Source organism: Erythrobacter sp. JB2-19, from assembly GCF_057365005.1.
The window spans coordinates 1,218,732-1,244,855 of sequence record NZ_CP200290.1; the positions used below are offsets into that span (position 1 = coordinate 1,218,732).

At 58.2% G+C, this 26,124-nt stretch carries 23 protein-coding genes, 1 tRNA gene and 1 pseudogene; 11 read left to right on the top strand and 14 right to left on the bottom strand.

Features of this window, described 5'->3' with window-relative positions; all coding sequences use genetic code 11:
• Positions 1-28: 28 nt before the first annotated feature.
• Entirely contained in the window at positions 29-913 is an 885-nt protein-coding gene (locus tag AC0V6O_RS05865; RefSeq protein ID WP_472638409.1) for a LysR substrate-binding domain-containing protein, read from the top strand.
• 30 nt (positions 914-943) lie between these two features.
• Here AC0V6O_RS05865 and AC0V6O_RS05870 read toward each other — a convergent pair whose 3' ends face one another.
• From AC0V6O_RS05870 to AC0V6O_RS05900, 7 genes are all read right to left on the bottom strand, one after another.
• The gene (locus AC0V6O_RS05870; RefSeq protein WP_486145527.1) at positions 944-1,816 is read right to left on the bottom strand and encodes a lysophospholipid acyltransferase family protein; all 873 of its coding nucleotides are present in this window, start codon (positions 1,814-1,816) and stop codon (positions 944-946) included.
• Between the two features lie 37 nt (positions 1,817-1,853).
• Positions 1,854-2,276: a Fur family transcriptional regulator gene (locus AC0V6O_RS05875; protein ID WP_472638410.1), complete on the bottom strand. Its 423-nt coding sequence runs from the start codon at positions 2,274-2,276 to the stop codon at positions 1,854-1,856.
• A gap of 219 nt (positions 2,277-2,495) precedes the next feature.
• A complete protein-coding gene (locus AC0V6O_RS05880) occupies positions 2,496-2,930 on the bottom strand; it encodes a Ros/MucR family transcriptional regulator (RefSeq protein WP_472638411.1) in 435 nt (144 codons plus the stop codon).
• Positions 2,931-3,059: 129 nt separating this feature from the next.
• On the bottom strand, positions 3,060-3,539 hold the full coding sequence (locus AC0V6O_RS05885) for a GNAT family N-acetyltransferase (RefSeq protein ID WP_486142351.1): 480 nt from the start codon (positions 3,537-3,539) through the stop codon (positions 3,060-3,062).
• Positions 3,536-4,159 carry a tRNA (adenosine(37)-N6)-threonylcarbamoyltransferase complex dimerization subunit type 1 TsaB gene (gene tsaB, locus AC0V6O_RS05890; protein WP_486142353.1) on the bottom strand — a complete coding sequence of 208 codons (624 nt, stop codon included), beginning with the start codon at positions 4,157-4,159 and terminating at the stop codon, positions 3,536-3,538. Before tsaB ends, AC0V6O_RS05885 begins: the two co-directional genes overlap by 4 nt.
• A gap of 67 nt (positions 4,160-4,226) precedes the next feature.
• On the bottom strand, positions 4,227-4,835 hold the full coding sequence (locus tag AC0V6O_RS05895; RefSeq protein ID WP_486142355.1) for a malonic semialdehyde reductase: 609 nt from the start codon (positions 4,833-4,835) through the stop codon (positions 4,227-4,229).
• A gap of 43 nt (positions 4,836-4,878) precedes the next feature.
• Entirely contained in the window at positions 4,879-5,457 is a 579-nt protein-coding gene (locus tag AC0V6O_RS05900; protein ID WP_486142357.1) for a NifU family protein, read from the bottom strand.
• Positions 5,458-5,604: 147 nt separating this feature from the next.
• Between AC0V6O_RS05900 and AC0V6O_RS05905 the strand changes: the two genes are divergently transcribed.
• The 7 genes and pseudogenes from AC0V6O_RS05905 (at position 5,605) to AC0V6O_RS05935 (ending at position 15,684) form a co-directional block, all read left to right on the top strand.
• A complete protein-coding gene (locus tag AC0V6O_RS05905) occupies positions 5,605-8,661 on the top strand; it encodes a M16 family metallopeptidase (RefSeq protein WP_486142359.1) in 3,057 nt (1,018 codons plus the stop codon).
• Between the two features lie 213 nt (positions 8,662-8,874).
• A pseudogene (locus AC0V6O_RS05910) lies at positions 8,875-10,249 on the top strand (class II 3-deoxy-7-phosphoheptulonate synthase).
• Positions 10,250-10,444: 195 nt separating this feature from the next.
• Positions 10,445-11,491 (top strand): GGDEF domain-containing protein, encoded by a 1,047-nt coding sequence (locus AC0V6O_RS05915; RefSeq protein WP_486142361.1) that lies wholly within the window; start codon positions 10,445-10,447, stop codon positions 11,489-11,491.
• A 120-nt stretch (positions 11,492-11,611) separates the two neighbouring features.
• The gene (egtB, locus tag AC0V6O_RS05920) at positions 11,612-12,922 is read left to right on the top strand and encodes an ergothioneine biosynthesis protein EgtB (protein WP_486142363.1); all 1,311 of its coding nucleotides are present in this window, start codon (positions 11,612-11,614) and stop codon (positions 12,920-12,922) included.
• Positions 12,923-12,937: 15 nt separating this feature from the next.
• Positions 12,938-13,924 (top strand): L-histidine N(alpha)-methyltransferase, encoded by a 987-nt coding sequence (gene egtD / locus AC0V6O_RS05925; RefSeq protein ID WP_486142365.1) that lies wholly within the window; start codon positions 12,938-12,940, stop codon positions 13,922-13,924.
• Positions 13,925-13,988: 64 nt separating this feature from the next.
• Positions 13,989-14,939 (top strand): NAD(P)/FAD-dependent oxidoreductase, encoded by a 951-nt coding sequence (locus tag AC0V6O_RS05930; protein WP_486142367.1) that lies wholly within the window; start codon positions 13,989-13,991, stop codon positions 14,937-14,939.
• 67 nt (positions 14,940-15,006) lie between these two features.
• Positions 15,007-15,684 (top strand): retropepsin-like aspartic protease family protein, encoded by a 678-nt coding sequence (locus AC0V6O_RS05935; RefSeq protein WP_486142369.1) that lies wholly within the window; start codon positions 15,007-15,009, stop codon positions 15,682-15,684.
• Between the two features lie 71 nt (positions 15,685-15,755).
• Here AC0V6O_RS05935 and AC0V6O_RS05940 read toward each other — a convergent pair.
• Positions 15,756-15,830, bottom strand: a tRNA-Gln gene (locus tag AC0V6O_RS05940).
• 90 nt (positions 15,831-15,920) lie between these two features.
• Positions 15,921-16,775, bottom strand: a complete 855-nt coding sequence (gene yghU, locus AC0V6O_RS05945) for a glutathione-dependent disulfide-bond oxidoreductase (protein WP_486142371.1) — start codon at positions 16,773-16,775, stop codon at positions 15,921-15,923.
• Positions 16,776-16,946: 171 nt separating this feature from the next.
• On the opposite strand from yghU, the gene AC0V6O_RS05950 reads away from it, so the two are divergent.
• Both AC0V6O_RS05950 and AC0V6O_RS05955 read left to right on the top strand, forming a co-directional pair.
• A complete protein-coding gene (locus tag AC0V6O_RS05950; protein WP_486142373.1) occupies positions 16,947-19,079 on the top strand; it encodes an NAD(+) synthase in 2,133 nt (710 codons plus the stop codon).
• 77 nt (positions 19,080-19,156) lie between these two features.
• Positions 19,157-21,442, top strand: a complete 2,286-nt coding sequence (locus tag AC0V6O_RS05955) for a methyl-accepting chemotaxis protein (protein ID WP_486142375.1) — start codon at positions 19,157-19,159, stop codon at positions 21,440-21,442.
• Positions 21,443-21,521: 79 nt separating this feature from the next.
• On the opposite strand, the gene AC0V6O_RS05960 is transcribed toward AC0V6O_RS05955, so the two are convergent.
• Both AC0V6O_RS05960 and AC0V6O_RS05965 read right to left on the bottom strand, forming a co-directional pair.
• Positions 21,522-22,115, bottom strand: coding sequence for an FMN-dependent NADH-azoreductase (locus AC0V6O_RS05960; RefSeq protein ID WP_486142376.1), 594 nt, complete (start codon positions 22,113-22,115; stop codon positions 21,522-21,524).
• Positions 22,116-22,197: 82 nt separating this feature from the next.
• Positions 22,198-22,911 (bottom strand): pirin family protein, encoded by a 714-nt coding sequence (locus tag AC0V6O_RS05965; RefSeq protein ID WP_486145529.1) that lies wholly within the window; start codon positions 22,909-22,911, stop codon positions 22,198-22,200.
• Between the two features lie 154 nt (positions 22,912-23,065).
• Here AC0V6O_RS05965 and AC0V6O_RS05970 point away from each other — a divergent pair, with 154 nt between their 5' ends.
• Positions 23,066-23,959, top strand: coding sequence for a LysR family transcriptional regulator (locus tag AC0V6O_RS05970; RefSeq protein ID WP_486142378.1), 894 nt, complete (start codon positions 23,066-23,068; stop codon positions 23,957-23,959).
• Between the two features lie 9 nt (positions 23,960-23,968).
• Here the strand turns inward: AC0V6O_RS05970 and AC0V6O_RS05975 are convergent, their stop codons facing one another.
• From AC0V6O_RS05975 to trhO, 3 genes are all read right to left on the bottom strand, one after another.
• On the bottom strand, positions 23,969-24,352 hold the full coding sequence (locus AC0V6O_RS05975; RefSeq protein WP_486142380.1) for a hypothetical protein: 384 nt from the start codon (positions 24,350-24,352) through the stop codon (positions 23,969-23,971).
• Between the two features lie 78 nt (positions 24,353-24,430).
• Positions 24,431-25,084, bottom strand: coding sequence for a glutathione S-transferase (locus AC0V6O_RS05980; RefSeq protein WP_486142382.1), 654 nt, complete (start codon positions 25,082-25,084; stop codon positions 24,431-24,433).
• Complete coding sequence (trhO, locus tag AC0V6O_RS05985) at positions 25,081-26,118, bottom strand: oxygen-dependent tRNA uridine(34) hydroxylase TrhO (protein ID WP_486142384.1); 1,038 nt, start codon at positions 26,116-26,118, stop codon at positions 25,081-25,083. Before trhO ends, AC0V6O_RS05980 begins: the two co-directional genes overlap by 4 nt.
• Between the last annotated feature and the right edge of the window lie 6 nt (positions 26,119-26,124).

Below are 26,124 nucleotides of genomic sequence, written 5' to 3' on the forward strand. Positions count from 1 at the left end.
CGTAGCTCCTTATAACAAGGAGTTAGACATGCCATCCCGCCGACTACCCCCACTTCGCGCACTCGAAGCCTTCATGCGAACTGTACGCCTTGGTTCTGCCCGTGCCGCCGCCGAGGAGATCGGGCTCAGCCCATCGGCTTTGTCGCGCCGGATTAGCAATCTGGAAGAATTTGTCGGCAAGAAACTGTTCACACGGGCGCGGCAATCGATGCAACTAACCGATGAGGGGCAGGCGTTCTATGAGGCGGTGAACCCGCATCTTGAATCGCTGGCACGCGCAGTTGAAAGCCAGTCCGACAATATCTCGCTGCTGCGCCTGCGGCTCGGTGTACTGCCTCTGTTTGGCAGCCAGCGCCTGTTCCCGAGGCTCGGTGAACTGCGAAAGCGGCACCCTTTGCTGCACATCGACATCGACACAGGGCCCCATTTGGAAGACCGGGTGGGCGACACTCTGGATGCGGCGATCATCCTCTCACGCGGACCGGACACCAGCCTGCATGCGGTGCGGCTTGACCACAATTTGGTGCATGCAATCTGTAGCAAAGAACTTGCTGCAACGATTGGCACAAAGGTCGATCAGGAAGCGCTCGAGAAGCAGACTTTCCTCATCCATAACGAACTGCCCGCGAGCTTTGAGGCGTGGAAGAAAGCGCTGGGCATGGAAGATATGGATCCATCTGCCATCGATCATTACGATTCCGGTCAGCTTATGCTGGAAGCCGCCGCCCAGGGCCTAGGCGTTGCGATCATGCATGACGACCACTTGCGCCGCGCGGCGGACAGCCGCTTGACCGATCTTTACGGCCTCGAGGTTGAAAGCCCGTACAGCTATTGGTTTGTGTGTAAGCCAACGGCGCTGGAGCTTCGCCCGGTGCGTTTGTTCCACGATTGGTTGGTGCGCGCTGGCCTGTAAGGGAGCGTATTTCAGCCGGTGCTGTTCGGCTTAGTCTGCCTTCTCAGCCGGCTTTTCGCCTTGCGCCTCGGCGATCCGTTGTGCCTCTTCTGGCGCTTCGTAACGGATTGGATCAACAGTATGGCGGAAATCGCGCAGCGGCTTGCCCAGTGTCTCCAGCAGCGCTTCTTCAATGCGGCGCCGTGCCTCGGCACCAATCTTCTTACGCCCGCGATAATCCTCTGGACTGAACGGCTCCAGGAAATTGAGCCGCAGCTTGAAGGTGCCGCGCCGTGCCAGCACGCGCTTGGCATTGTTGAGGCCGGTTTCATTGCCGATCCAGCCAATTTCCTCTGCGACCTCGCCGTAGTCCAGCAAAACAGGCTGCACCATGACGCCAGGTGGTGGCGGCTCCAGCACGCTCAGCATGCTTGTCTTGAAGGGCAATAATGATTGTCCATCCGTGGTCGTGCCTTCGGGAAAAACTGTGACCGCCCAATTGTCCGACAACGCTTCTTTCAGAGCGTTGATCTGCTCTGCCACGCCCATGCGGTGTTCGCGTTTTACAAACACGGTTCGATTGAGCGATGCGAGCCAGCCGACGAGAGGGGCTTCGGCCAATTCCGCCTTGGCGACGAATGCCGTTCCGCATGCCCCAGCCATGGAAAGAATGTCGAGCCATGACATGTGGTTTGCAACGTAAAACACATCGCGTTTTAAATGCGTGCCGACCACTTCCACCCGGGCGCCTGATGCCCAGGCGGCGTAGCGCAAAAAATACATCGGGATGGGCGAGCCGTATGCGAAGATGCGCCAGATGTAATGCAGTGGGACGCAAACAATCAGGCCGGCGGCGAGTAGTATCGCTCGATAAGTGAGCCGCAGCCAGCCCATTGGTGACAGCGGTGTGGTTTCGCCGCGCATTGCGGCCAGGCGGCGCTCCCGATAGAGCGTCTCGCGTTTAGTCGTCACGAGAGAGACGTACCCCGTAAAGCTCCATCCGGTGGTCAACCAGGCGATAGCCCAACCGTTCGGCAATCTGGCGTTGCAACGATTCCACTTCTGGATCGACGAACTCAACCACTTTGCCGGTTTCTACATCGATCAGATGGTCATGATGCGCCTCTGGCACAGGCTCATAGCGCGATCGGCCATCGCCAAAATCGTGCCGGTCAAGAATGCCAGCTTCTTCAAACAGCCTTACCGTGCGGTAGACGGTGGCAATTGATATCTTTGGGTCAATCGCAGATGCGCGTTGGTGCAGCAATTCAACATCGGGATGATCATCGCTTTCCGAAAGGACGCGCGCAATGACGCGACGCTGTTCGGTGATGCGCAACCCTTTTTCCGCGCATAATTGTTCAAGGTCGATCTTTTGCTGCACTTGTTACTCCGCCAGCTGTGCCGCCGCTGTTATTGCTATGTTAGCCGCTATTTGCGCCGTTTCCTATTGGATATACGCGCGGCTAGGATCCGCTTTAAAGTGGGCGGGCGGATTGCTCAAGTCAGGCCGGGATAGGGCGGGTATAACCTTTGGCGTGCCCCAATTGGAAATCAAGCGGGCCAGGGCGGAGTAGTCCAACCCAGGCCCGCTTTTGGATCATTACTTTTTGCGCCGACCACGTCCCTTTACAGGCTTGCGGCCGAGACCAATTTTCTTGGCCAGATCACGGCGTGTTTCCGCATAGTTAGGCGCCACCAGCGGATAATCGCCCGGCAGTTCCCAACGCGTCCGATATTCATCAGGTGACATATCGTGTTCTGTTGAAAGGTGCCGCTTAAGCATTTTCATCTTCTTGCCGCAATCGAGGCAAACGATGTGATCTTTCTTAACCGAAGATCGAATTGATACCGCTGGATCAGGGCGCACTTCTTCCGGTGTGTCTGGTTCACCAAGACCCGAGAGGGCCGAAAATACGTTTGTGATGAGCGAAGGCACATCATCAACCGACACGTCATTATTGCTCACATGAGCGGCCACGATATCGCTGGTCAGCGTTATCAATGTTTCCTTCATCTCAATTTCTAGATCTTCCATTAGAGTTCCTCATCTCTTTTTTGTTCGGATTTTTCCGATAAATTCGACATGAACCAGCTCCTGTTACATTGCAACCAATCGAATAGATTGTTCGCAACTAAATCAAGATGAGAAACCTCCAGATCAGCACTAGATTGTGCAGCCGAAAGTAATCGCGTCAACCCGTTCTCCGTTTGTCATACGGTAGTATTTGGGCCGCTCGCCGATCGGTATAAAGCCGAGCTTGCTGTATAGGTGTACCGCTGGATTGCCCCGCCGCATTTCGAGAAAAATCCGCTCTGCACCGCGGTTTTGCGCGGTTCTGAAGAGCTGTTCAATCAGGATTTTGCCAAGGCCGCTGCCGCGATTTTCAGGATGCACTGCGATCAGCAGCAGCTCCTCTTCGCCAGCGGCTGCGCGCGTTAGGACAAAGCCGCAAGGGCGCCGGTCGCCCGCGCTTCCGCCTTCATCCAATATCGTCCCATTCTGGTCCACCAGCAAAGCATGCGTGTTAGGCAAGGTTAGTGCATCGGTGATCTGGCGGCGATTCCATGCCTCGCCGTAAGTTGGATCAAACGCCGCCTCCATAACGGTCATGATGTGATCGATGAGGCAGGTAGGCGCGTTCATTGCGGCGCTCGCACTGCTTGTGGTTTGGCATCAGGTGCACGGCCATAGATTGGCGAGAGGTCCGTGGTCAGCTGTGTCTCATGCAGCAGGTCTGTCTTGCTGGCATCAGGTAGCAGGTTGAGGGCGCGCTTACCGTCAGAGAACATCGCAGCGAGTTCTTCGGCGCGGTTGCCCACAATCGCGTCATGCTCGCAGGCGAGTTTGGCGGCTTCGGGTGCAAGCGAGCGAACCTCGTCGCAGCCTCCGTCTTGAGCAAAGTTCTGGATAAACCACTCGCCGTGTCCGCCGTTCATACACACGGTCACACCGCGAAGAGAGGACTGCCAAGCGCGAACCGCAACCAACGCCATTGTTGGATAGCCGAGCACTTCGGCTCCCCACGCAAAACCGAGCGCGCGGGCGGCGGCAATGCCAATACGCACACCGGTGAAACTGCCTGGGCCAAGCGAGACCAGAATACGCTCCGCTTGGCCTTTGCCCGGCAGTTCGGCAATCATTGGGACCAGACGCTCCGCATGCCCGCGTCCCAGTACAGCATGCTCATGAGCGAGCAGTTTTTCCCCGTCAAACAGGGCAATTGAGCAGGCTTCACTGGCCGTTTCTATCGCTAGGGTGCGCATGGGATTGCGCGATGCCCTAGAGCTGCGCTGCCTGCAAGTCTTAGAAATTGCGGCTCAAATGCAAGCGTCAGACAATTGTGTTGAACTTGCCAAAGTCGGGGCGCGGGGAGCGGTCAAAGATGCTTTCCGGATCGCCATATCCGATCGAGCAAATCCAGTCGGCTTTGACGCGCGGGCTGTTGGCGAAAAACTCTGACGTCACACCGTCTAGATCAACGCCGGACATCGGCCCGCAATCAAGGCCAATCGCACGGGCCGCCAGCATCAGGTAGGCGCCCTGCAGAGCGGAATTGCGCTTTGCCCCGTCGATCCGTCCGGCCTCATCGCCTTCAAACCAGCTTTTCGCATCAGTGTGCGGGAACAGCTCTGGCAAGTGCTCGTGAAAATCGATGTCATAGCCAATGATGACGCAGGCAGGCGCGTTGATGACCTTTGGCTTGTTATCATCCATCGCATGTTTGGCGAGGCGCGACTTTGCATCATCTGAGGTGCACCAGATGAAGCGCGCGGGATGCATATTGGCTGAGGTCGGCGCCATTTTTAGCAGGTCGTGGATCTGATGGATCTGTGCTTCACTGACCGGTTTGCGCAGCCAATCATTATAGCTGCGGGCTTCGCTGAACAGCTGGTCGAGAGCGTCATCGCTGAGCACGGTGCCGTGAAATTGCTTGGTCATGGGGAGCTTTCAATCAGGGAACGGGGAAGAGCAAAGAAGGCGCTTAGGCTGCGCGAACTTCGGTCACTTCTGGCACATAATGTTTCAGCAGACCTTCGATCCCTTGTTTCAGGGTTGCGGTGCTGGATGGGCAGCCTGCGCAGGCCCCTTGCAACGTGAGATAGACAACGCCGTCACTAAATCCGCGATAGGCGATATCACCGCCATCGCCAGCGACCGCTGGACGAACGCGGGTTTCGAGCAGTTCGTTTATTGCTGCGATGATCTCTGCATCGTCTTCTGATTCTTCGACCACATGCTCCACGTCGGCGGGAACCGAGATATCGCCAGCCGTCGCGGCATTGAACAGCGGTGCCTCTGACACAAAGTGATCGAGCAGGATGGCCACTACTTGCGATTTCAGCGATCCCCAATCCGCGCCGGGAGCTGCCGTGACGGTAATAAAATCGCTGCCGAAGAACACGTTGATGGTCTCGCCCGTGTCAAAGATCGCTTGGGCAAGCGGGCTGGCCTCTGCCGCCTCTGGGCTTGAAAACTCGCGTGTCCCCGCGGTCATCACTGTGCGACCGGGCAGGAATTTGAGGCTGGCGGGGTTCGGGGTCGTTTCGGTTTCTATGAACATGTTGTGGTATTTAGGGTGGCTGCGACGTCGTCACAAGGCGTGGAATCGCGCAAACTCGATAATAAAACCGCGCAAAATGACGCACAATCGCGTCTTATTATGCAGCATTCACTATCCCTTCACACCATGCTTGCCTATATTCTCCCGATGAACGCGATTTTTCGGGCGCCAAAGGCCCTTTTCCTGCTTGCTGCTTCGGCGGCTTTGACATTCCCAGCGACGGCGCAAAACATAGAGCCCAACAGCTCTGGCGAAGCGCCGCCTGCTACGATCAGCGTGCCGAGCGCTGATCCGATCATCCCTCAGCCCAAAAAGCTGCAAGGCGCCGATGAAGTCCCGTGGCTTTATGAAGACAGCAACATTCCGGTTGATCGCGAATGGCTGTTTGGCAAAATGGACAATGGCCTACGCTATGCTGTGCGCAAGAACGGCGTACCGCCCGGACAGGTGTCGATCCGCGTGCGGGTCGATGCGGGCTCTTTGCACGAGCGCGATTCCGAACAAGGTTATGCGCACTTGCTGGAACACCTGTTGTTTCGTGAGAGCAAATATCTGGGCCAGGCCAAGGCTATCGAAACGTGGCAACGGCTAGGGGCAACCTTTGGCAGTGATGCCAATGCGGAAACCAGCCCAACGCACACTGCCTATAAACTCGATTTGCCGGGCGTAACCCGCGCGAAATTGGCGGAGAGTTTCAAGCTGCTTTCCGGCATGATCCGCGAGCCTGTGCTCAGCGACGAGAATGTCGCGGCGGAATTACCGATTGTGCTGGCGGAAAAGCGCGAGCGCGGCGGCGCGGCAGAGCGTGTTGGCGAGTTCACACGCTCAGTCCTGTTTGCCGGACAGCGTTTGGCCACTCGCACACCGATTGGCACTGAAGAGACGCTGCGCGGCGCGAACGGAGCCTTCGTTCAGGATTTTTACGACCGTTGGTATCGCCCGGAAAACACTGTGATAGTGGTGGTCGGTGATGCCCCGCCAGAAATTTTGGCGGGCCTGATCGAGCAATGGTTCGCCGATTGGGAAGGGACCGGCGAGGCTGGTGTTGCGCCTGATTTCGGCGATCCCATGCCACCGGCAGATGCGGCCAATACGCAAAGCGAAAGTGGCCCCATTGGTGAGATCGGCGTGATGGTGGAGCCTGATCTGCCGCGCAGCCTGACCTATGCCGTGATGCGGCCTTGGCGACAGGTGAAAGACACCATCGTCTATAATGAAGGGCTAATGATCGATGCGATCGCCCAAGCGATCATCAATCGCCGGCTGGAATCACGTGCGCGCTCTGGCGGCAGCTATCTTTATGCGCAGGTTCAGCAGGACGATGTCTCGCGATCGACCGATGCTACGTTTGTGACATTTGCGCCGCTGTCTGAAGACTGGGATGCCGCGATGACCGATGTGCGCGGCGTGATCGCCGATGCTCTGGAGAGCGGTCCAACGCAGGAAGAGATCGACCGCGAAGTTTCTGAGTTCGATATCGCCTTCGCCAATCAGGTGGAACAACGCACGGTGATCGCCGGATCGAATCTGGCCGACACGTTGATCAATGCGGTCGACATCCGTGAGACCACGGCGTCTCCGGAAGTGGTGCTGGATGTGTTTCGCGGGACCAAGCCCCGCTTTACGCCAGACGAAGTGCTCGCCGCGACCCGCAAGCTGTTCCAAGGTGACGTTGTGCGCGGCATCTATGTAACGCCGTCCGCTGGCGAAGCCGATGAGAGTGCGGTTCGTGTGGCGCTGGAACGCGCCGCGACCAGCGATGGCAGCTCGCGCTTGGCCGCCAGCACTGTGTCGTTTGAGGAGCTTCCCGCTGTTGGCGAGCCGGGCACAATTGCTTCGCGTGCCCCGATTGGCCTGCTCGACATTGAGCAAGTCGACTTTGATAATGGCGTTCGCGCGCTGCTGTGGTCCAACAATGCAGAGCCAGGGCGCGTCGTCGTCAAAGTTCGCTTTGGCGCAGGCTACCGTGCATTTGATGAGCAAAGCGCGCCCTATGCCGCATTGGGCACGACCGCATTGGTTGGGTCGGGCCTGGGCGAATTGGGTCAGGAAGAGCTGGACCGTTTAGCGACGGGCCGCAAGCTTGGCTTTGAGTTTCAAATTGACGATGCGGTGTTCACGTTCACTGCGCGCACGCGCTCGGCCGACGTAGCCGATCAACTCTATCTGTTCGCTGCAAAGCTGGGCATGCCGCGCTGGGATAAAGACCCCGTGATCCGCGCCCGCGCTGCGGCTCAGCTGGCGTATAACGCCTTTGCCACCAGCCCTAACGGTGTGATCAACCGCGATCTCGAATATCTGCTCACCAATCGCGATCCGCGCTTTGCCACGCCTGCGCCCGATGCGTTGGCTGACCTTACGCCTGAGGGTTTCCGCGAGGTGTGGGAGCCGCTGCTTTCACAAGGGCCGGTTGAGGTTTTGATCTTCGGTGAATTCGATCGCGATGCGACGGTGGAGGCCTTGCGCACCACCTTTGGCGCGCTCGATGCACGTGATCCAGTACCCGCAGATGTGGCCGCGCGTGTGCCAGAATTCCCAGTTGGCGCTGGCGAAACGACGGTTCTCAACCACCGCGGTGACAAGAATCAGGCAGCCGCCGTGATCGCTTGGCCAAGCGGTGCGGGCGTCCAAAGACTTCGCGAATCTCGCCAGCTTGAAATCCTGATTCAGGTCTTCAACAACCGCTTGCTAGAGGCGATGCGCGAACGCGCGGGCGCCAGCTATGCCCCGCAGATACTTTCCAATTGGCCGACCGATTTGGAGAGCGGCGGGACGATCACGGCCCTTGCGCAATTGCAGCCGCAAGACGTGCCGGTGTTCTTCAGCGAGGCGGATAAGATCGCGCGCGATCTCGTAAACACGCCGCCGACCACTGAAGAGCTGGACCGGGTGACCGAGCCGCTGCGACAATTGTTCAGCCGTGCATCCACCGGAAACACATTCTGGCTTTATCAGCTCGAAGGCGCCACCACCGATCGCCGCCGGATTGCTCTGCTGCCGAGCCTGCTCAATGACTATTCGCAGACCACCCCGCAGGTTATGCAAGTGCTAGCTGGGCGATATTTTGGACGTCAGCCAGGGTGGCGATTGGCTGTAATCCCCGAGGGCACCGACCTTGCGGAGGCTTTGCCAGTGCCAGCAGGAGAGGGCGCTCCTGCGGCGGTTGTCGCACCCGCTGCGCGCCCTGAGGTGATCGGGCGATAGGCAGTCGTAGGCCGCCGTTATGAGCAGTTTTTGACCGAATTCGAGCACCGACCAATCGGTTGAAGCGATCACAGCGACGTGAAATAATGTTGCCGCCTGGGGTATTGCGGCTTTACACCTGTAATGAAGGGGCGGTAACGGCGCTCCGCACAGGCGAGGGTGCAAGGCAGTACGGCCAAGCCATTTGCCATAATTTTGGAAGAAGAATTCGACGTGTCAAACAATTGGTCCCCTGAAAGCTGGAAGTCTCACGAAGCAAAGCACTTGCCGAAGTATGAGGATTTGTCAGAGCTTGCTGAGGCAGAGGCGACATTGGCGGCCTATCCGCCGCTTGTTTTCGCCGGGGAAGCACGCGCGCTGAAATCGGATTTGGCAGACGTTGCCAATGGAAAGGCGTTCCTGCTGCAAGGCGGCGATTGCGCGGAAAGCTTTGCTGAGTTTCACCCGAACAACATCCGCGATACCTTTCGTGCACTGCTACAAATGGCGGTGGTGATGACCTTCGCCAGCAAGCATCCTGTGATCAAGGTCGGCCGGATGGCGGGCCAGTTTGCCAAGCCGCGCTCGTCCGACACAGAGACAGTCGGCGATGTGACCCTGCCGAGTTATTTTGGTGACAACATCAACGGGATCGAATTTGATCCGGTCCAGCGTCGAAATGATCCGGGCCGTATGGTGCGTGCCTATTCTCAGGCTGCGGCAACGCTCAACCTGCTGCGCGCCTTTGCGGGCGGTGGCTATGCCAACCTGCGCCAGGTCCACCAATGGACGCTCGACTTTATGGGGCGCACGCCGTGGACCGATAAGTTCGCACAGATGGCCGATCGAATTGGCGAGTCGCTCGATTTTATGGAGGCATGCGGGGTTGATCCCGCAACGGTCCCGCAATTGCAGGGCACCAGCTTTTACACCAGCCACGAAGGCCTGTTGTTGCCGTATGAGCAAGCGCTCACTCGGCAGGATTCGCTGACTGGTCAATGGTTTGCGACCAGCGCGCACATGCTGTGGATTGGCGACCGCACCCGTTTTCCAGTGCAGCGCGCATATCGAATTTGCGCGCGGCATTGGCAATCCGCTGGGCATGAAGTGCGGGCCGAGCCTGGAGCCTGATGCTCTTATTGAATTGCTCGATATCTTGAACCCGGCGCGTGAAGCGGGCCGGATCACGCTGATCTCTCGCTTTGGCCACGACAAGGTTACCGAAGGCCTGCCGAAGCTAGTCCGCGCGGTTGAGCGCGAAGGCCACCCAGTGGTGTGGAGCTGTGATCCGATGCACGGCAATGTTGTGAAGTCTGAAACCGGATTTAAAACGCGGCCATTTGATCGCATTCTTACCGAGGTGAAGGGCTTCTTTGACGTACACCGCGCAGAGGGCACGCATCCCGGCGGTATCCATATTGAGATGACGGGTCAGGATGTGACCGAATGCGTCGGCGGCGCCGTGGCGATCACGGATGAGCGCTTGGGCGATCGCTATCACACGCATTGCGATCCGCGCCTAAATGCGGAGCAGTCGTTGGAGCTGGCATTCTTGCTCGCTGAAATGCTCAATCAAGAGATCGTTGGACGCCAAGCCAACGCAGCGTAGGCGCTTGCCATTCTGATCAGGTTTTCGCCGGTTCAGCCGAGGTATCAAGAGTTGTGCTTGCCGCGCTAAGCGTGCTGAGCCGCCGGTTACGTGGAAATCCTGATGCTGCCACAGCGAAGCGGTTGACCCTTACCCGCTAACCCCCGCGGTTATGGATCGAGGGCACATCACGGGGCTGGCATGCTAGCCGGGGAAGTGGGAAATAACGCGCTTCTTGCCGCCTGCATATTATTGGGTGTGGTCGCGATGGTGTTCGTCGTGGCCACCGTGAATGCACGCCGCGAAACCCGCTTTGCCGCTCGCATTGCCCGCGATCGCGGTGAGCGAATGAGCGAGCTCCTGCGGACAGTGCGCATGGCTGAAAGCATCGCTGATCTTGGTATCTGGCAATATAATCCGACGAATGGCGTACAACAATGGTCCGATGGCATGCGGGCGCTGTTTGGTATGGCCAAGGATGAAGAATTCATCGATGGCGACGCGGAAACCCTCTTGTTCGCCAATGACATCGATCTTGTTGGCCAAGTGGCTGCGCGCAGCAAAGAGATTGGCCCTTATGAGCTGTACTACGATATACACGGCTATGATGGCATGCCGCGCTCGATCTCGGTTCAGGCCTGCAATCTCCAGAATGGCTCTGGCGAGGTAGCGCGCGTTGTCGCCGTGGTTCGCGACGTGACCGACCAGGTTCAGCGCGAACGCAAGCTGGAACGGTCACGGGTGTCTGCCCTGCAGGAGGCAAGCGTTGCTCGAAAGTTGGCAGAGACCGATCCGCTTACCGGGCTGGCCAATCGTCGCCGGGTGATGGCGGTGCTCGACCAACAGGTGGTGCATTCTCAGAAGAACGGCCAGCCGCTTTCACTGATCCTGTTTGACATTGATCACTTTAAATTGGTCAACGACACTCATGGCCATCCGCATGGTGACCGGGTGCTGCAAGAAGTGGCCAAAATAGCCATGGAACAAGCGCGTGAAGGCGATGTTGTTGGCCGGGTCGGAGGTGAGGAATTCGTCTGGATCGTCCCCGGCGCTGACAATACCTATACGCGGATCATTTCCGAACGTTTGCGACTGGCGATTTCCATGGGTACCGCGATTGGTCAGAAGCCCCCGGTAACGGTCAGCGTGGGTTTCACCACCCTTGTCTCTGGCGACGCACCGCTTAAACTGTTCGCCCGCGTGGATACGGCGCTTTATGATGCGAAGGGCGCGGGGCGCAACCGCGTGCGTATGGCGGCCTAAGCATCGCGGGCAAGCGTGCTTGCAACCCATTGTTGCGGCCTGCGCCTTTTAATTTTCACAGGTTTCGGGCATTGCGCCATTGCTGAGCGGTTGGAAACGTTCGCAATTTGGGAGGCGCGCGTGTCGCTGACATCGCCAGATCAGAATTTACGCAAGGCTGAAGCTCGCCCGCCATTGGTCGAGCAATATTGCTCCACCCGGGCATTGATGGAGGCAATGACCGAGCGTCTGTCGGATGCCGATGCGACGGTGCAGTCGATGGAGGACGCCTCGCCGGCGAAATGGCATTTGGCGCACACCAATTGGTTCTGGGAGACTTTCCTGCTGCGTGACTATGCGCCGGGTTACTCGCTCTACAACGAAAACTGGCCTTTCCTGTTTAACTCCTATTATGAGGCGGAGGGGGAGCGGATTGCCCGCTTTTCTCGCGGCGCTTTGTCGCGGCCCACACTAAAGGAAATCCGCGATTGGCGCCGCGCAGTGGACCAAGCGATGGAGCCGCTGATAGCTGATCCAAAGCACGCCGATCTGGTCGCGTTAGGCATCGCGCATGAGCAGCAACATATCGAACTGCTGCTGACCGATATCAAACATGCATTACTTCAGAATCCGCTTGGCCCCGCGATGTGGGATGGTTCGCCAGAGGCCGCGATGTCCGCCGGCGGTGCGGGCGGCGTGGCAGATGCAGGCTGGAATGAGCATCCCGGCGGCATTGCTCTGATCGGACATGATCACGAAGAGAACGCCGGATTTGCGTTCGACAACGAGGGGCCAAGACACCGCGTATTGCTGGAGCCATTCGCTATGTCGCGGCGCCTGGTGACAAACCGTCAGTGGGACGAGTTTATCGCCGATGGCGGCTACACCGCCGCATCTTTGTGGCTCTCAGACGGCTGGGCCTGGGCGCGCGAGAACGCCATCGCCGCTCCGCTCTATTGGCGCGAGCGAGACGGCGCGGCTGAGCATTTCACCCATCAAGGCTGGCAGTCGCGCGATCCGGATGCGCCGGTCACCCATATTTCCTATTTTGAGGCGGATGCTTTTGCCAGTTGGGCGAATATGCGCCTGCCGACGGAATTCGAATGGGAGGCGATTGCGCGCGGCCAGGATGGGGAGGGGAGCGCGCCTGCTCATGATGCCTCGTCCGGTAACCAACTGGACGGTGCCCATGCTCCGGCTCAGTATGGCGGAGAGGCGCTGTTCGGTGATTGCTGGCAATTCACGCGTTCGGCCTATCTGCCGTATCCGCGCTTTGCGCCCGCCACCGGCGCGGTCGGCGAATACAACGGCAAATTCATGAGCGGTCAGTTCGTTCTGAAAGGCGCTAGCTGCGCGACCGTGCGCGGGCATTCGCGCGCGTCCTATCGCAATTTCTTCTACCCGCATCAGCGCTGGCAGTTTACCGGTCTGCGCCTTGCCAAAGATATTTAGTACTGAGGATAATTGATGAGTTCTCAAGAAGGCATTGCGCTCGTGAACCGCGATGATGATGGGGTCGATACCGCGTTTCGCAGCGATGTTCTGGCCGGACTGTTGCAGCCGCAAAAGGCAATTTCTGCGCGCTGGCTGTATGATGATGCCGGGTCGCAATTGTTCGAAGACATCACTCAGATCCCAGAATATTATCCAACCCGCGCCGAGACTGAGATATTGCAAAGTCGAGGCGCAGAGTTTGCTGAGCTGATCGGGCCGGGCCGGGCGGTGGTGGAATTTGGCTCGGGCAGCTCGGTGAAAACACCTCTGCTGCTCTCCGCAATTGATCCCAGCGCCTATGTGCCGCTTGATATCTCGGGCGATTTTTTGCGCGCGGCGGCAGCTGATTTGGCGGCGAAATTTCCTGGTTTGCCCGTACACCCGGTAGAGGCCGACTTTATGCGGCAGGTTGCGCTGCCCGATGCGGTCTCTGGACAGTCGAAACTTGGCTTTTTTCCTGGTTCGACAATTGGCAATATGGTGCCGCGTACTGCGGTCGATCTGCTGCGCAATATGCGTGAGACATTGGGTGAGGGCGCGCGCCTGCTGATCGGTATGGATCTGATCAAGGATCGCGGGGTCTTAATCGATGCCTATGATGATGCCGCGGGGGTGACGGCGGAGTTCAACCTAAATTTGCTGCGCCGGATTAACCGAGAGCTGCGCAGCGATATTCCAACGCAAGCCTTCGCGCATGAGGCGCGCTGGAACGATGATTTTGCGCGTATTGAAATGCATCTGGTCGCGCAAAGCGACCTATCTTTCACGGTATCAGGCAACCGTTTTGCGATGACGCGGGGCGAGACCATCCACACCGAAAACAGCCATAAGTTCAATCGTCGCACGGCGAACATGCTACTGCTGGCCAGTGGATGGGACCCGCAGCAGCGCTGGCTCGATAGTGAGGAGCGTTTCTCGCTGATCCTGGCAGAGGCTAAGCCGCCAAAATCGGCCCCTTAAGCGCTTTCTAACAGGCCTATCATTTCCTTCGAAACCGAAAGGCGCGCCCGCGCGTTACCTCGCCATGGCACATTCAATTGAAACCGTCGCAATCATTGGCGCTGGCATGGCTGGGCTTAGCTGCGCTGCGCAATTGGCGGCGGCGGGCAAGCAGGTCATGATCTTTGACAAAGGACGCGGCCCCGGCGGGCGTATGTCTGCCAGACGCGCAGAGATTGCTGGCGAAACGGTCGGCTTTGATCACGGGGCGCAGTTCTTCACCGCGCGTGATGCCGCCTTCAAAGAGGCCGTGCGCGAGTGGCAGGAGCTGGGCGTGGCCGCGTCTTGGCCCGCGGCAGGTGAAGATGCCTTTGTCGGTACGCCGGGGATGAATGGCCCGATCCGCGCGATGGCCAGCGCGCTTGGCGTCGAGTGGGGTATGCGGATTGAACGCCTGCACCGCGACGGTGACCGCTGGAACCTGGAAGCAGACGGCAAGAGCTTTGTCGCAGATGCGGTTGTTTGCGCGGTTCCGGCTGAGCAAGCGAGCGTCCTGCTGTCCGAGGTGGCACCAGAACTGGCAACGGCCGCATCGCAAGTGCAATCCGTGCCGTGCTGGGCCGTGATGGGGGCGTTTGAGCAAAAGCTAGCCATTGAGGAGGACTGCTTGCGCGATCCGGCGGCGGGAATCTCCTGGGCCGCACGCAATTCGGCAAAGCCCGAAAGAACCGGGCGCGAATGCTGGGTGCTGCACGCCAACCCGGTGCGCAGCCGCGAATTGCTCGACCTGCCTAAGGAGGAGGTGGCCGAGATTTTGCTCGCTGATTTCTTCGCGCAGACCGGGGCTGCACCTGCAAAAGCAATCCATTTGACCGCGCACCGCTGGCTCTATGCGATGGCGCAGCCCGTCGCGGGTGAGCCAGCGCGCTATGACGCGGACAAACGGATCGGCATTGCTGGCGATTATCTGCACAGTCCGCGCGTCGAAGGCGCGTTTCTATCTGGGCGAGCCTTGGCGGCGAAGATGCTCGGCTAGGGGTGCTGGCGGCGCGCAGGCCCTCGTTCATGGAAAAGCACTGCACTTGCTCCTATGTTTAGTGGCAATGAGCCTCGACAACCTCTTCACCAATATCGCTGGCGCGTTCACCGCCATTCCGCGCTCGGAATTGCTGATGCTTGCGGTCGCGGCGGTGATGGCCGGTGTGCTCGGCTCGCTGATGATCCGCCGCGAGGTCGCGTTTGGCAAGTTTGTGCGCGCGGGCAGCACTTTGGTGCTCGTCGGAATTTTGTGCACCGTCATCATTCAACTGTCGCGCTTTGACCCTCGCATTGAAGTGGCCGTGCCGCAGCTTGGCCTGCCTCAGCAAGTGGTGGAGGGCGGGGAGACCCGCGTTCCGATCGGCGAAGATGGGCATTTTTGGCTGCGCGCCGAGCTGAACGGTGTGCCTGCCAACTTTCTGGTTGATACCGGCGCGACGTTGACCGCGATATCGCAGGGTCTGGCAGATCAGGCGGGGATAGAACCGCGCACGGGCGGCCTACCGGTGACGATTGGTACAGCGAACGGGCCGGTCGAGGCAGAGCTAGGCACGATAGACGAGCTGCGCTTTGGCAATGTGGCTGCGCGCGGGCTCGACGTGGTGATCGCGCCCAGTCTGGGCAATACCAATGTGATCGGCATGAACCTGTTGTCGCGGCTCGCATCCTACCGGGTTGATAATCAGACCAATGAGATGATCCTGGAGCCAAACAATCCGCAGGAGCCATTGGAGCTGCGCTGAGATACTACGCAAATGAACGTGTATCTAGCGCCAGGTGCGGCGCTCAACTTCAACGATTTGGGTAAGGAAAATGGCTGGGGTGGTAGGGATCGAACCTACGAATGCCGCTACCAAAAAGCGGTGCCTTACCACTTGGCCACACCCCAGCAGAGCGCGCTATATAGCGCCGCCATTTTATATGTGAAGGGGCGCGAGGCACATTTTTACCTGTGCGCCCCTTTTGTCGCTTCAGCCAGTCAGATTGCCTTGCCTTCAAAGTCTGCTGCCGAGTGACGCTCTAGCAGCTGCTCATTTTCTTCGCCCCAGACTTTGTTGACGATCCGGCCCCGCTTCACGGCCGGACGAGCGGAGATTTCCTCCACCCAGCGGGCGACATTCTTATACTCATCAATCGATAGGAAGGTCTTGGCTTCATTGTAGATTTTGCCTTCGACGAACGGTGCAAGCCATGGGTAATTGGCCATATCTGCGATGGTGTATTCATCGCCGCCGAGGAAGCGGTTTTCAGCTAGGCGCTGGTCAGCGACATCGAAAATCCGCTTCGTTTCCATAGCATATCGATTGATCGGATATTCGTATTTCTCCGGGGCATAGGCGTAGAAATGGCCAAAGCCGCCGCCGATGAACGGGCCGGTTCCAACCTGCCAGAACAGCCAGCTCATCACTTCTGCGCGCGCCGCCGGTTCGGTGGGCAAGAACGCGCCGAATTTCTCCGCGAGATGCACCAGAATGGCTGCCGATTCGAACACGCGGAAAGGTTTGTCGCCGCTCTTGTCCAGTAAGGCAGGGATTTTTGAGTTCGGGTTGATCTCCACAAAGCCGCTGGTGAATTGCACGCCTTCGCCGATGTTCACGGTGTAGGCATCATATTCTGCGCCAGTGTGGCCCGCTTCCAGCAGCTCCTCCAGCATGATCGTTGCCTTCACCCCATTGGGCGTCGCCAGCGAGTACAGCTGAAACGGATTGTCGCCCTGCGGCAACTCCTTCGTTTCGCGCGCACCGGCGGTCGGGCGGTTGATGCTGGCGAAACGTCCGCCATTTTCGCTGTCATTGGTCCAGACTTCTGGCGGGGTGTAGGTGGGATCGGCCATTCTATGTGCTCCTTAGCTGGGAGGGGTGTCGTTCTGACCCGTGCGCTATGAAGTGGGGCATGTTTGCGCCGCGTGCAACCATCGCGAATGCGACAGCGGGTTCATTTTCGCTGCTAGTGAGAATAGCGAAACTTTGCGCACCTTAACCCAGCCGTATCTCTCATGCCTTTGATGCGCGGTGATAAGCCGCTAAAGGGTGCGCCAGACACTATCTTGGAGCGTGCCCACGTGACAGCCAGTAGCCATTCTTTTTACGACATGCACAGCCACGGATTTGTGCGGGTGGCGACTTGCACGCCGTGTTCGCGCCCGGCCGATGTGGCTTACAACACCGCCGGCGTGATCGCCGAGGCGAAGAAGGCGCATGCGCAAAACGTCGATCTGGTGGTCTATCCAGAGCTTACCTTGTCGTCCTATGCGATTGATGATCTGCTGCTTCAGCAGGCTCTGCTGGTGCGAGTGGAAGAAGCGCTGGGCGAGGTGATCCAGGCCTCGCGCGAACTTTCGCCAGTGCTGGTGATTGGCGCGCCCCTGAAACGCGGGGACAAGGTTTACAATTGCGCCGCAGTGATTGCGAATGGCGAATTGCTTGGCGTGATCCCGAAAAGTTACCTGCCTAATTACCGCGAGTTTTATGAGAAGCGTTATTTCTCGCATGGGCGCGGCTGCGAAGATCTATGGATCGCGGTGAACGGAGAGGAAGTGCCATTCGGTACGGATGTGGTCTTTGCCGCCAGCAACCTTCCGGGCTTCACATTCGGCGTGGAAATTTGCGAAGATTTCTGGGCGCCCAATCCTCCGGGCACAATGGCTGCGCTCGCCGGGGCTCAGATACTGTGTAATCTTTCCGCCTCGCCGATCACCATTGGCCGTGCGGATGATCGCCATTTGCACTGCCGATCCAGCTCTGCCCGGTCGATTTGCGCCTATGTCTATTCGGCCAGTGGTCACGGCGAAAGCACCACCGATCTTGCATGGGATGGGCAGGGCGTGGTTTACGAACTGGGCGGGCTGATGGCTGAAAGCACGCGCTTCGATCTGGAACCAGAACTGTGCGTGGTCGATATTGATACTCAGCGGATTGCGGCAGAGCGGGTGCGCAACCAGACCTTTGCCGACGCGGCAGAGGCGCATGGCCGGCCGGAGGACAGCTATCGCCGGATTGTGTTCGACCATGCTGGCGTTGCCGAAGACAGCGCGCAGGACAAGGGCCTGATCCGTCCGATACGCCGCTTCCCATTTGTGCCGAACAACGCAAAGACGCTGGACGAGGACTGCTACGAAGCGTTCAACATTCAGGTCGATGCCCTGATGCGGCGGATCACCGCGACGCGCGCCAAATCATTGATTATCGGCATTTCCGGCGGGCTTGATAGCACCCATGCTCTGATCGTGGCGGCGAAAGCCTGCGACAGGCTGGGCATGCCGCGCACGGCCATTCGCGGCTACACGATGCCCGGCTTTGCCACCTCTGACAGCACGAAGTCGAACGCCTGGAAGCTGATGGAGGTGATGGAAATCACCGCTGAGGAGATCGACATCAAGCCAGCAGCCACGCGGATGCTGGAGGATATGAAGCACCCGTTTGCGGGCGGTGAGCCGGTCTACGATGTGACGTTTGAGAATGTTCAGGCCGGGCTGCGCACCGATTACCTGTTCCGATTGGCTGGGCAGCATTCCGGCTTTGTCGTCGGAACTGGCGATTTGTCAGAGCTGGCGCTGGGCTGGTGCACATATGGCGTTGGCGATCATATGAGCCATTACGGCGTGAATGCGGGCGTGCCGAAGACGCTGATTCAATATCTGATCCGCTGGACGATCCAGACGGAGCAATTCAGCAATTCCTGCAGCGATGTCTTGGGCGCGGTGCTGGGCACCGAAATCTCGCCAGAGCTGGTTCCAGCGGGCGATGATGGCGCGATCCAAAGCACAGAGGAGCGGATTGGGCCGTATGAGCTCAACGACTTTTTCCTGCACCACACCATCCGCTATGGCCAGCGTCCGTCGAAAATCGCGTTTCTGGCCTATCATGCGTGGCGCGATGCGCAGGCGGGTAAATGGCCCGATGGTTTCCCGGAAAGTCGCAAGAACGAATATGACCTTGCCACAATTGCCGGATGGCTTGAGAGTTTCGTCAAACGCTTCTTCGCCTTCAGCCAGTTTAAACGCAGCGCCTTGCCCAATGGGCCAAAGGTCAGCTCGCAAGGTGCATTGTCGCCGCGCGGCGATTGGCGCGCGCCATCGGATGCGGTGGCCGACGTGTGGCTGGAGGATCTCAAAGCCGGGCTTCCCAGCCTGAAATGATGGCTAATTCGCTGTTAACTTGTCTTTAGGCCATCTCGCGTAAAACCCTAAAAAAATAAAAGAAGTTGGGGTGAGACATGGCAATCGAGATATGGCTGGCGCTGGCATGCGTGCTGGTCGTCGGAATGCAGATTGGTTTCCTGTTTTTAGAGGCTGGGTTCGTCCGCTCTAAGAACAGCATCAACGTGTCGATGAAGAACCTCGCGGACTTCGTCGTGGCTGTCTTGGTGTTCCATATCTTTGGCGCGGCGGTTATGTTCGGTGGCGGTTTTGGCCTCATTGGGTTTGACGCTGGCTTGCTGGGCTATTCGGGCGAAGGCTCGATTACTCTCTTCCTTTTGTTTCAAGCTTTGTTCTGCGGCACTGCGGCGACCATTGTCTCTGGCGCGGTTGCAGAACGGATGCGTTTTTCCGCCTATATTCTGATGACCTTGCCGCTGACGGCGTTGATCTATCCCGTGATCGGCCATTGGGCCTGGGCTAGCTATTTACCTGGCGGCAGCGGGCAGGGGTGGCTGCAACGATTGGGCTTTATCGATTTTGCGGGAGGCAGCGTCGTACACCTTGCCGGCGGCGCAGCGGCACTAGGCATTTTGTTGGTTGTCGGCGCGCGTGATGGCCGCTTTGATCGCGGTGAAGACGATGCCGCCATGCGGGCCATCCATGGCCACAGCCCGATCCTGACCGGCGGCGGCGCGCTGATCCTCTTGGTTGGCTGGCTTGGCTTTAACACCGGTACTTTGGAGCCGGGTAGTGATGATTTTGCGCGTGCTTTGTCCAACACCTTGTTTGCAGGCGCAGCAGGGGCCTGTGCGGCGGCGATCGCGGGATATTACCGCGATGGCTACTACCGCGCCGATAGGATGGTCAACGGCCTACTTGTTGGCCTGGTCTCAATCACCGCTAGCGCGCCGTATGCGCATTCTCTGGGCGCTATCGGTACGGCTGCCTTGATCGCAGTGGGCAGCGTATTTTTCGCCGATTGGCTGGAACGTAAACACCGCGTCGACGATGCGGTCTATGCAGTCAGCGTGCACGGGTTCGGTGGTTTCTTTGGGACATTGGCGGTTGCCTTTATCGTTCCCGCAGATCGCCTCAGCCACGGCATTGTCACACAGTTCGGCGTGCAATTGCTGGGCGCATTCAGCATCGGTGTTTTCGCCTTTATGGCGATGGGGCTGATCGCAAATGCCATGCACACACGCGGCAAATTGCGCGTGCCGCTGGAAGATGAGCGGCGCGGGCTGAACCTGTCGGAACATCGCGCTCTGCTGGGCAATGCAGAGCTTTCACGGACCTTGAATAAGATCAACAGCGGTGAGGCGGATCTCAGTACGCGCCTTGACGTCGATCCGTTTGAAGAGGGCGGCGATATTGCCGGAGAACTGAACGCGTTTCTCGACCGGGTGCAAGCCACCGAAAAAGTCGCAGCGGACAAACTGCGCGCTGAGCAAAATGAACTTGCGAGCATGGTGACACAGGAACGCAACCGTGCGGACACCACGACGGAGGTCTTGCGCGAATTTCAGAGAGACTTCGCCGCATTGGTGCAGCAGTTGAACGCCCAGGCGGGCGATCTTGCTGCCGGATCTGAGCGGCTGGCCGCCCATTCGCAGGAATCGGGTGAACAAGTCGATCATGCTAGCGCTCAGGCCGATGCGACGCTGAGCATGGCGGAGCAGATGGCCAAGGGAGCTCAGTTGCTTAGTGAGACCCTGGAATTGGTCGGGACACGTGTTGCCAATGCCAATGAGGCCGCGACACATGCCGATCAGGCGAGCGATCGCGGCGCGCAAATCGCTGGTCAGCTAGAGCTGTCCGCGAAGGAGATCGGCAAGCTGGTAGCAATGATCAAATCGATTTCGGACAAGACCGGATTGCTGGCTCTAAACGCTCGGATCGAGGCGGCGCGCGCGGGCGAAGCGGGCAAGGGCTTCTCCGTAGTGTCGAGCGAAGTGGCGCAATTGTCGAAACAGACTCAGGAAGCCTCCAGCGAAATCTCTACTATCGTTGGTTCGCTGTCAGATCTTATCGGCGAGTCCATTGCGCAATTCCGCGCAATTGATGCCTCGATTGAAACCGTGGGTGAGATGGCCGCGGTTGCGGCAAGCTCAGTTGAACAGCAACGCACGACCAGCGCGGAACTGACGAATTTGATCGAGGGGGTGCGCCGCAAAGCGCTGGATAGCGGCAGTGCCGTGGCGCAAGTGTCAGAGAACTTTGCGCAGGCAAGCCAGACAATTGATAAGATCGACAACAGCTCCGGCCAATTGGAGGCCTTGGCAACGCAGATCGATCGAGAGATTGAGAGCCTGCGCCAGCGTTTTTCAGATGATGGTTTGTCAGCCGAACCAGCTGAGTAACCTGCCAGAGACCTGAACGCAGACGCGCCGGACAACCGCTAAGTCATCCGGCGCGCTTGCTGGTTTCCGGCAGTTTAACTCAGGCACCAATCGTTTCGATATTGGCGTGGGCGGCGGCTATCTTCTCCTCGCCATCCCGGCCCATGACCCCATCGGCCGCTATGATCTGAACATCCGAGATGCCGATGAAACCGAGGAAAACCTTGAACCAAGGGGTCATCAGGTCGAAATCGCTGCCCACTGGCGTGCCACCGGATGCGACCGTGATATAGGCATTCTTACCTTCGAGAAGTCCGACCGGGCCGTTTTCTGTGTATTTGAAAGTGGTCCCGGCGCGGGCGACCAAATCTGCCCAGGCTTTGACCGATGCGGGGACTCCGAAATTGTAGATCGGCACTGCAAAGACGATGGTGTCGGCTGCCTGAAGCTCTTTAATCAGAGTGTCGGCAATGCTGGCAAGCTGCGCCTGTTCCGGCGTGCGGTCAGCCATTGGCGCGAGGTTGGCGGCGAAGCGGTCCGAATCGATGAAGGGCAGGTCATTATGGCTAAGGTCGCGGGTGGTGACGGTGGCGTCGGCAGCTGCGCTCAGGCGTTCGACTAGCTTGTTGCCAAGGCCGCGTGAAATCGATTGATCGCCTTGGATGCTGGCGGATATGTAAAGAATATTGGTCATTGGAACTCTCCTGAGAAGTGATCTTGCAAGGGAAAAGAAGAGCTGGCCGCTGGGGGAAATTCACGGCCAGCTCTCAAGGAATTTAGGCGGCGTCTACGAGGACAATTTCGCTGTCTTTAAGGGCGGTGATCGTCACCTGGCCAAGCTGGGTCATGGCAACGCCGTCACGCGCTTCGGCCTCGACATCCTCCACGCGGACCTTGCCGGTGGCAGGGACTAGATAGAGGTGCCGTGAAGGGTCAGCGACTTTGTAGGTGAGGCTTTCGCCAGCCTTGATCGTCGCGCCCAGCACGCTTGCATTGGTGCGGATCGGAAGCGCGCCATCGTCATTGGCGGCATCGTTTTCTGCCCCGCTTGCAAGGGTCACGAATTTGCCCGCTCGGTCGCCTTTGGGGAAGGGCGCTGCGCCCCAATTTGGTCTGCCGCCGCGCTCGGTCGGGATGATCCAGATTTGGAAGATTTTGGTGTCGACATCCTCGCGGTTGTATTCTGAATGCTGCACGCCGGTTCCCGCGCTCATCACTTGGACATCGCCGGCCTCTGTGCGGCCCTCATTGCCCATGCTGTCGCGGTGGGTGATCGCGCCTTTGCGGACATAGGTGATGATTTCCATGTCTTCATGCGGGTGAATGGGAAAGCCTGTGCCGGGAGCGATTGTGTCGTCGTTCCAAACCCGAAGGCTGCCCCAATTTACGCGGGCGGGATCGTGATAGCCGCCAAAGGAAAAGTGATGGTGAGCATTCAGCCAGGCGTGATTGGCTGCGCCCAGTGAATTGAAGGGACGAAGTTCGATGATAGGTGCGCTCATTACCTGTCTCCTATTTGTGCCGACCAGTTGATGTTTGGATCAGCATGTTTGCGTTGAGACGGGAGATAGGTGATGTTCTATAATCGCATAAGTGCGATAAAACTTGCCAAAATGTTCGGATTATTTGAACATACTCGTTATTATGCGTTTGGGTGACCCCACTCTTGATCAATTGCGCATCTTCCTGGCTGTAGTGGAAGAGGGCAGCTTTGGCGGCGCGGCGCGGCGGATGGGCCGGGCGGTGTCGGCGATCAGCTATGGCATTGCGCAGCTGGAGGCGCAGCTCGCTGTAAGCCTATTTGCGCGCGAGGGGTCGCGTAAGCCTGTACTGACTGAGGCAGGCAATGGCTTGCTGCCCGAAGCGCGAGCGGTCTCCGACGGCGTTGATGCACTGCTAGCCAAGACGCAAAGCTTGCATGCTGGACTGGAGAGCACGGTTTCGCTGGTGCTTGATGTGATGGTACCCGGTGATGTGACCGCGCGAGTCTTGCGCGATTTTCGCGCTATGTTTCCAACGGTTGCCTTGCGGTTGCAGATAGAGGGGCTGGGCGCGGTGGCGGCTTGCCTGATTGACGCGGAAGTTGATCTGGCTATTGGCGGACCGGTGATCGGCGACCATCCTGATCTCGAACGCCAAGTGATTGGCGGTGTTGATTTAATTCCTGTTGCAGCTCCGAATCATCCGCTCGCTGCGCCCAACATCAAGCCGGGCGAAAGCCGTAAGCACCTCCAATTGGTGCTGGCCGATCGCTCCCCCATGACAGACGGGCGCGAGTTCTCAGTGCTCAGCCCAAAGACCTGGCGTCTGGGTGATCTGGGCGCGAAACACGCTTTGCTGAAAGAGGGGCTGGGCTGGGGTAATATGCCGCGCCACCAAGTTGAGGGCGATATTGCGAGCGGCATTTTGGTGGAGCTCGACCTGCCGGAAAGACCCGGAGACATTTATCCATTCAGTGCTTTATGGCGCCGGGATGCGAGGCCGGGCCCCGCAGCCAGCTGGCTAATCGATGCGTTAAAGCGGCAATTGACTGCTTGATGGATCAGATCAGCGGTTGGCGCGAAGCCAGGTCAGCGCATCAGGCTTGGTAACGAAGAAATCGACATCGAGTCCGCTGCTCAGGCGTTTGTACTGTAAGCGGACCAACGGAGACGCCCCCAGAATTGCGACACGCTTAAGCCCTACTTTGTGGGCAAGCAGCAGGTGATCGCGAATGGCTTCTCCTGTCGCTTGGTCCTGCGGCACAAAATCGGTGAAATCGACCAGTGCGTACATAGGAGAACGCGCCTCTATCAATGAGGCAGCTTTTCCGTTCACATCATCGAAGTAGTCTTGGAACTGGTCAACTGTCCAAAAGCCACTGATTACCGAATGCAGCTCGCATTGGTCTTCCAACAAAGTGACGGAGTAGAAAGGTTCATTATTTGCCATATGAGCCTCATTTAACCAAGTAAGGTAAATTTAGAGTAAAAACCCATGCCAACCTTAACGGTTTGCTAATATGCTGAATCAGCAGACAGGGTTCTCATTTGGCCCGAAACGCGTTGGTTGATCGCCTGCTTTCCAGGGATCAAATTTTGGCATGATGCTCTTGAATATATCAGAGACGAGATGCGCCTCCAACCATTTCTGCAAATGCGGGACCTGCTGCGTATCGAACCATTCACGGTCCGTATTGGCGAATTGCCGAATAAACGGAAACAGCGCCATATCGCTGAGCGTGCGGGTGTTGCCGCATAGAAAGGGCTGAGTGGAGAGCCGCGTATCGAGGTCTTGCAGGATCGCGAGCCCCTCTGCGCGGTGATCAACATCGCCTTCCTCATCCTCATAACGTGATGGATATTTGTAGCGATCGAGGTGATGCTTAAACACGCTGTCATTGCGCGCAATCAGGTCCGCATCATTGCCCGCCAGCCATCCCTCTGGATCATTCTTGCCCAGTGCCCAGCGCATGATTTCAATGCTCTCCTCCAGCACTGGACCATCGACCGTGATCAGCACAGGCACAGTCGCTTTGGGCGAGATTTCAACCAGGGCAGGGGGCTTATCAGACAGCTTCACCTCGCGCAGGATCACGCCGATCTCCGCCACCCATAGGGCCATTCGCGCGCGCATCGCATAGGGGCAGCGGCGGAAAGAATAAAGGATCGGCGGATGCGTCACTTCGGATCGCTTAGCGTATCTGGCGCTAGGCCGCCGGGAAAGTTCGCCTCCCAGCTTTCGCCTGCGTCAAAACCGTCTTCGCCAGCGTCTCGCGCAGAGGTCTCGATCGGTTTGCCAATATGCGCTTCGCCGCGCTGCTTTGCGAGTTCCTTTTGCCGTTGACGCTCAACATAGCGGGCGCGCTGCTCATCATTGCGAGCATCGATGCAATGCGGGCAGCTGATCCCTTCAGCATAGTCGGGCGAGGCCATTTCCTCCGCGCTCAGCGGATGACGGCAGGCAAAGCATTGTCCGTATGATCCCAGCTCCAGCCCGTGTTTCACCGCAACACGCTGATCAAATACGAAGCATTCGCCGTGCCAAAGGCTTTCGTCCTCTGGCACGTTTTCAAGGTATTTGAGAATGCCGCCTTTGAGGTGATAGACCTCGTCCACGCCTTCGCTGCGCAGAAAGCTGGTCGATTTTTCGCAGCGGATGCCGCCCGTGCAATACATCGCGACCTTGGGCGTTTTGCCTTCGCCTAGCAGTTCTTCGCGGCGCTCGCGAAACCATGCGGGAAAATCGCGAAAGCTTGGGGTCTTGGGATCGATCGCACCTTCGAACTGGCCGATGGCGACCTCATAATCATTGCGCGTGTCGATCACGATGGTGTCCGGATCGCTGATCAAATCGTTCCAATCGTTCGGATCGACATAGCGGCCCACGCTGGCGCGCGGATCAATTCCCGGCTCGCCCATGGTAACGATTTCACGCTTCTGCCGCACTTTCATCCGGTGAAACGGCATACTCTCGGCATGGGAGTATTTGACGTCAAAGGTCTCGCAATCGGGCAGAGTGCGGATGTGCGCGAGTACGGCCTCGATACCCTCTGGCGTTCCCGCGATGGTGCCGTTCACGCCCTCCGGCGCGAGCAGAATGGTGCCGCGCGTGCCCGCCGCATCGCAAGCCGCCTGCAGCGGTCCCTGCAAAGCCGCGGGATCGTCAAAAGGCGCAAAATTATAGAGCGCTGCAACTTGGATGGGGGTGTTGGTCATGGGATG

What these genes read in the sequence shown, in the direction of transcription:
- AC0V6O_RS05865 (WP_472638409.1), top strand. Translation starts at nt 29, where the DNA reads ATGCCATCCCGCCGACTACCCCCACTTCGCGCACTCGAAGCCTTCATG.
- AC0V6O_RS05870 (WP_486145527.1), bottom strand. Translation starts at nt 1,816, where the DNA reads ATGCGCGGCGAAACCACACCGCTGTCACCAATGGGCTGGCTGCGGCTC.
- AC0V6O_RS05880 (WP_472638411.1), bottom strand. Translation starts at nt 2,930, where the DNA reads ATGGAAGATCTAGAAATTGAGATGAAGGAAACATTGATAACGCTGACC.
- AC0V6O_RS05885 (WP_486142351.1), bottom strand. Translation starts at nt 3,539, where the DNA reads ATGAACGCGCCTACCTGCCTCATCGATCACATCATGACCGTTATGGAG.
- tsaB (WP_486142353.1), bottom strand. Translation starts at nt 4,159, where the DNA reads ATGCGCACCCTAGCGATAGAAACGGCCAGTGAAGCCTGCTCAATTGCC.
- AC0V6O_RS05895 (WP_486142355.1), bottom strand. Translation starts at nt 4,835, where the DNA reads ATGACCAAGCAATTTCACGGCACCGTGCTCAGCGATGACGCTCTCGAC.
- AC0V6O_RS05900 (WP_486142357.1), bottom strand. Translation starts at nt 5,457, where the DNA reads ATGTTCATAGAAACCGAAACGACCCCGAACCCCGCCAGCCTCAAATTC.
- AC0V6O_RS05905 (WP_486142359.1), top strand. Translation starts at nt 5,605, where the DNA reads ATGAACGCGATTTTTCGGGCGCCAAAGGCCCTTTTCCTGCTTGCTGCT.
- egtD (WP_486142365.1), top strand. Translation starts at nt 12,938, where the DNA reads ATGAGTTCTCAAGAAGGCATTGCGCTCGTGAACCGCGATGATGATGGG.
- AC0V6O_RS05930 (WP_486142367.1), top strand. Translation starts at nt 13,989, where the DNA reads ATGGCACATTCAATTGAAACCGTCGCAATCATTGGCGCTGGCATGGCT.
- AC0V6O_RS05935 (WP_486142369.1), top strand. Translation starts at nt 15,007, where the DNA reads ATGAGCCTCGACAACCTCTTCACCAATATCGCTGGCGCGTTCACCGCC.
- yghU (WP_486142371.1), bottom strand. Translation starts at nt 16,775, where the DNA reads ATGGCCGATCCCACCTACACCCCGCCAGAAGTCTGGACCAATGACAGC.
- AC0V6O_RS05950 (WP_486142373.1), top strand. Translation starts at nt 16,947, where the DNA reads ATGCGCGGTGATAAGCCGCTAAAGGGTGCGCCAGACACTATCTTGGAG.
- AC0V6O_RS05955 (WP_486142375.1), top strand. Translation starts at nt 19,157, where the DNA reads ATGGCAATCGAGATATGGCTGGCGCTGGCATGCGTGCTGGTCGTCGGA.
- AC0V6O_RS05960 (WP_486142376.1), bottom strand. Translation starts at nt 22,115, where the DNA reads ATGACCAATATTCTTTACATATCCGCCAGCATCCAAGGCGATCAATCG.
- AC0V6O_RS05970 (WP_486142378.1), top strand. Translation starts at nt 23,066, where the DNA reads ATGCGTTTGGGTGACCCCACTCTTGATCAATTGCGCATCTTCCTGGCT.
- AC0V6O_RS05975 (WP_486142380.1), bottom strand. Translation starts at nt 24,352, where the DNA reads ATGGCAAATAATGAACCTTTCTACTCCGTCACTTTGTTGGAAGACCAA.
- trhO (WP_486142384.1), bottom strand. Translation starts at nt 26,118, where the DNA reads ATGACCAACACCCCCATCCAAGTTGCAGCGCTCTATAATTTTGCGCCT.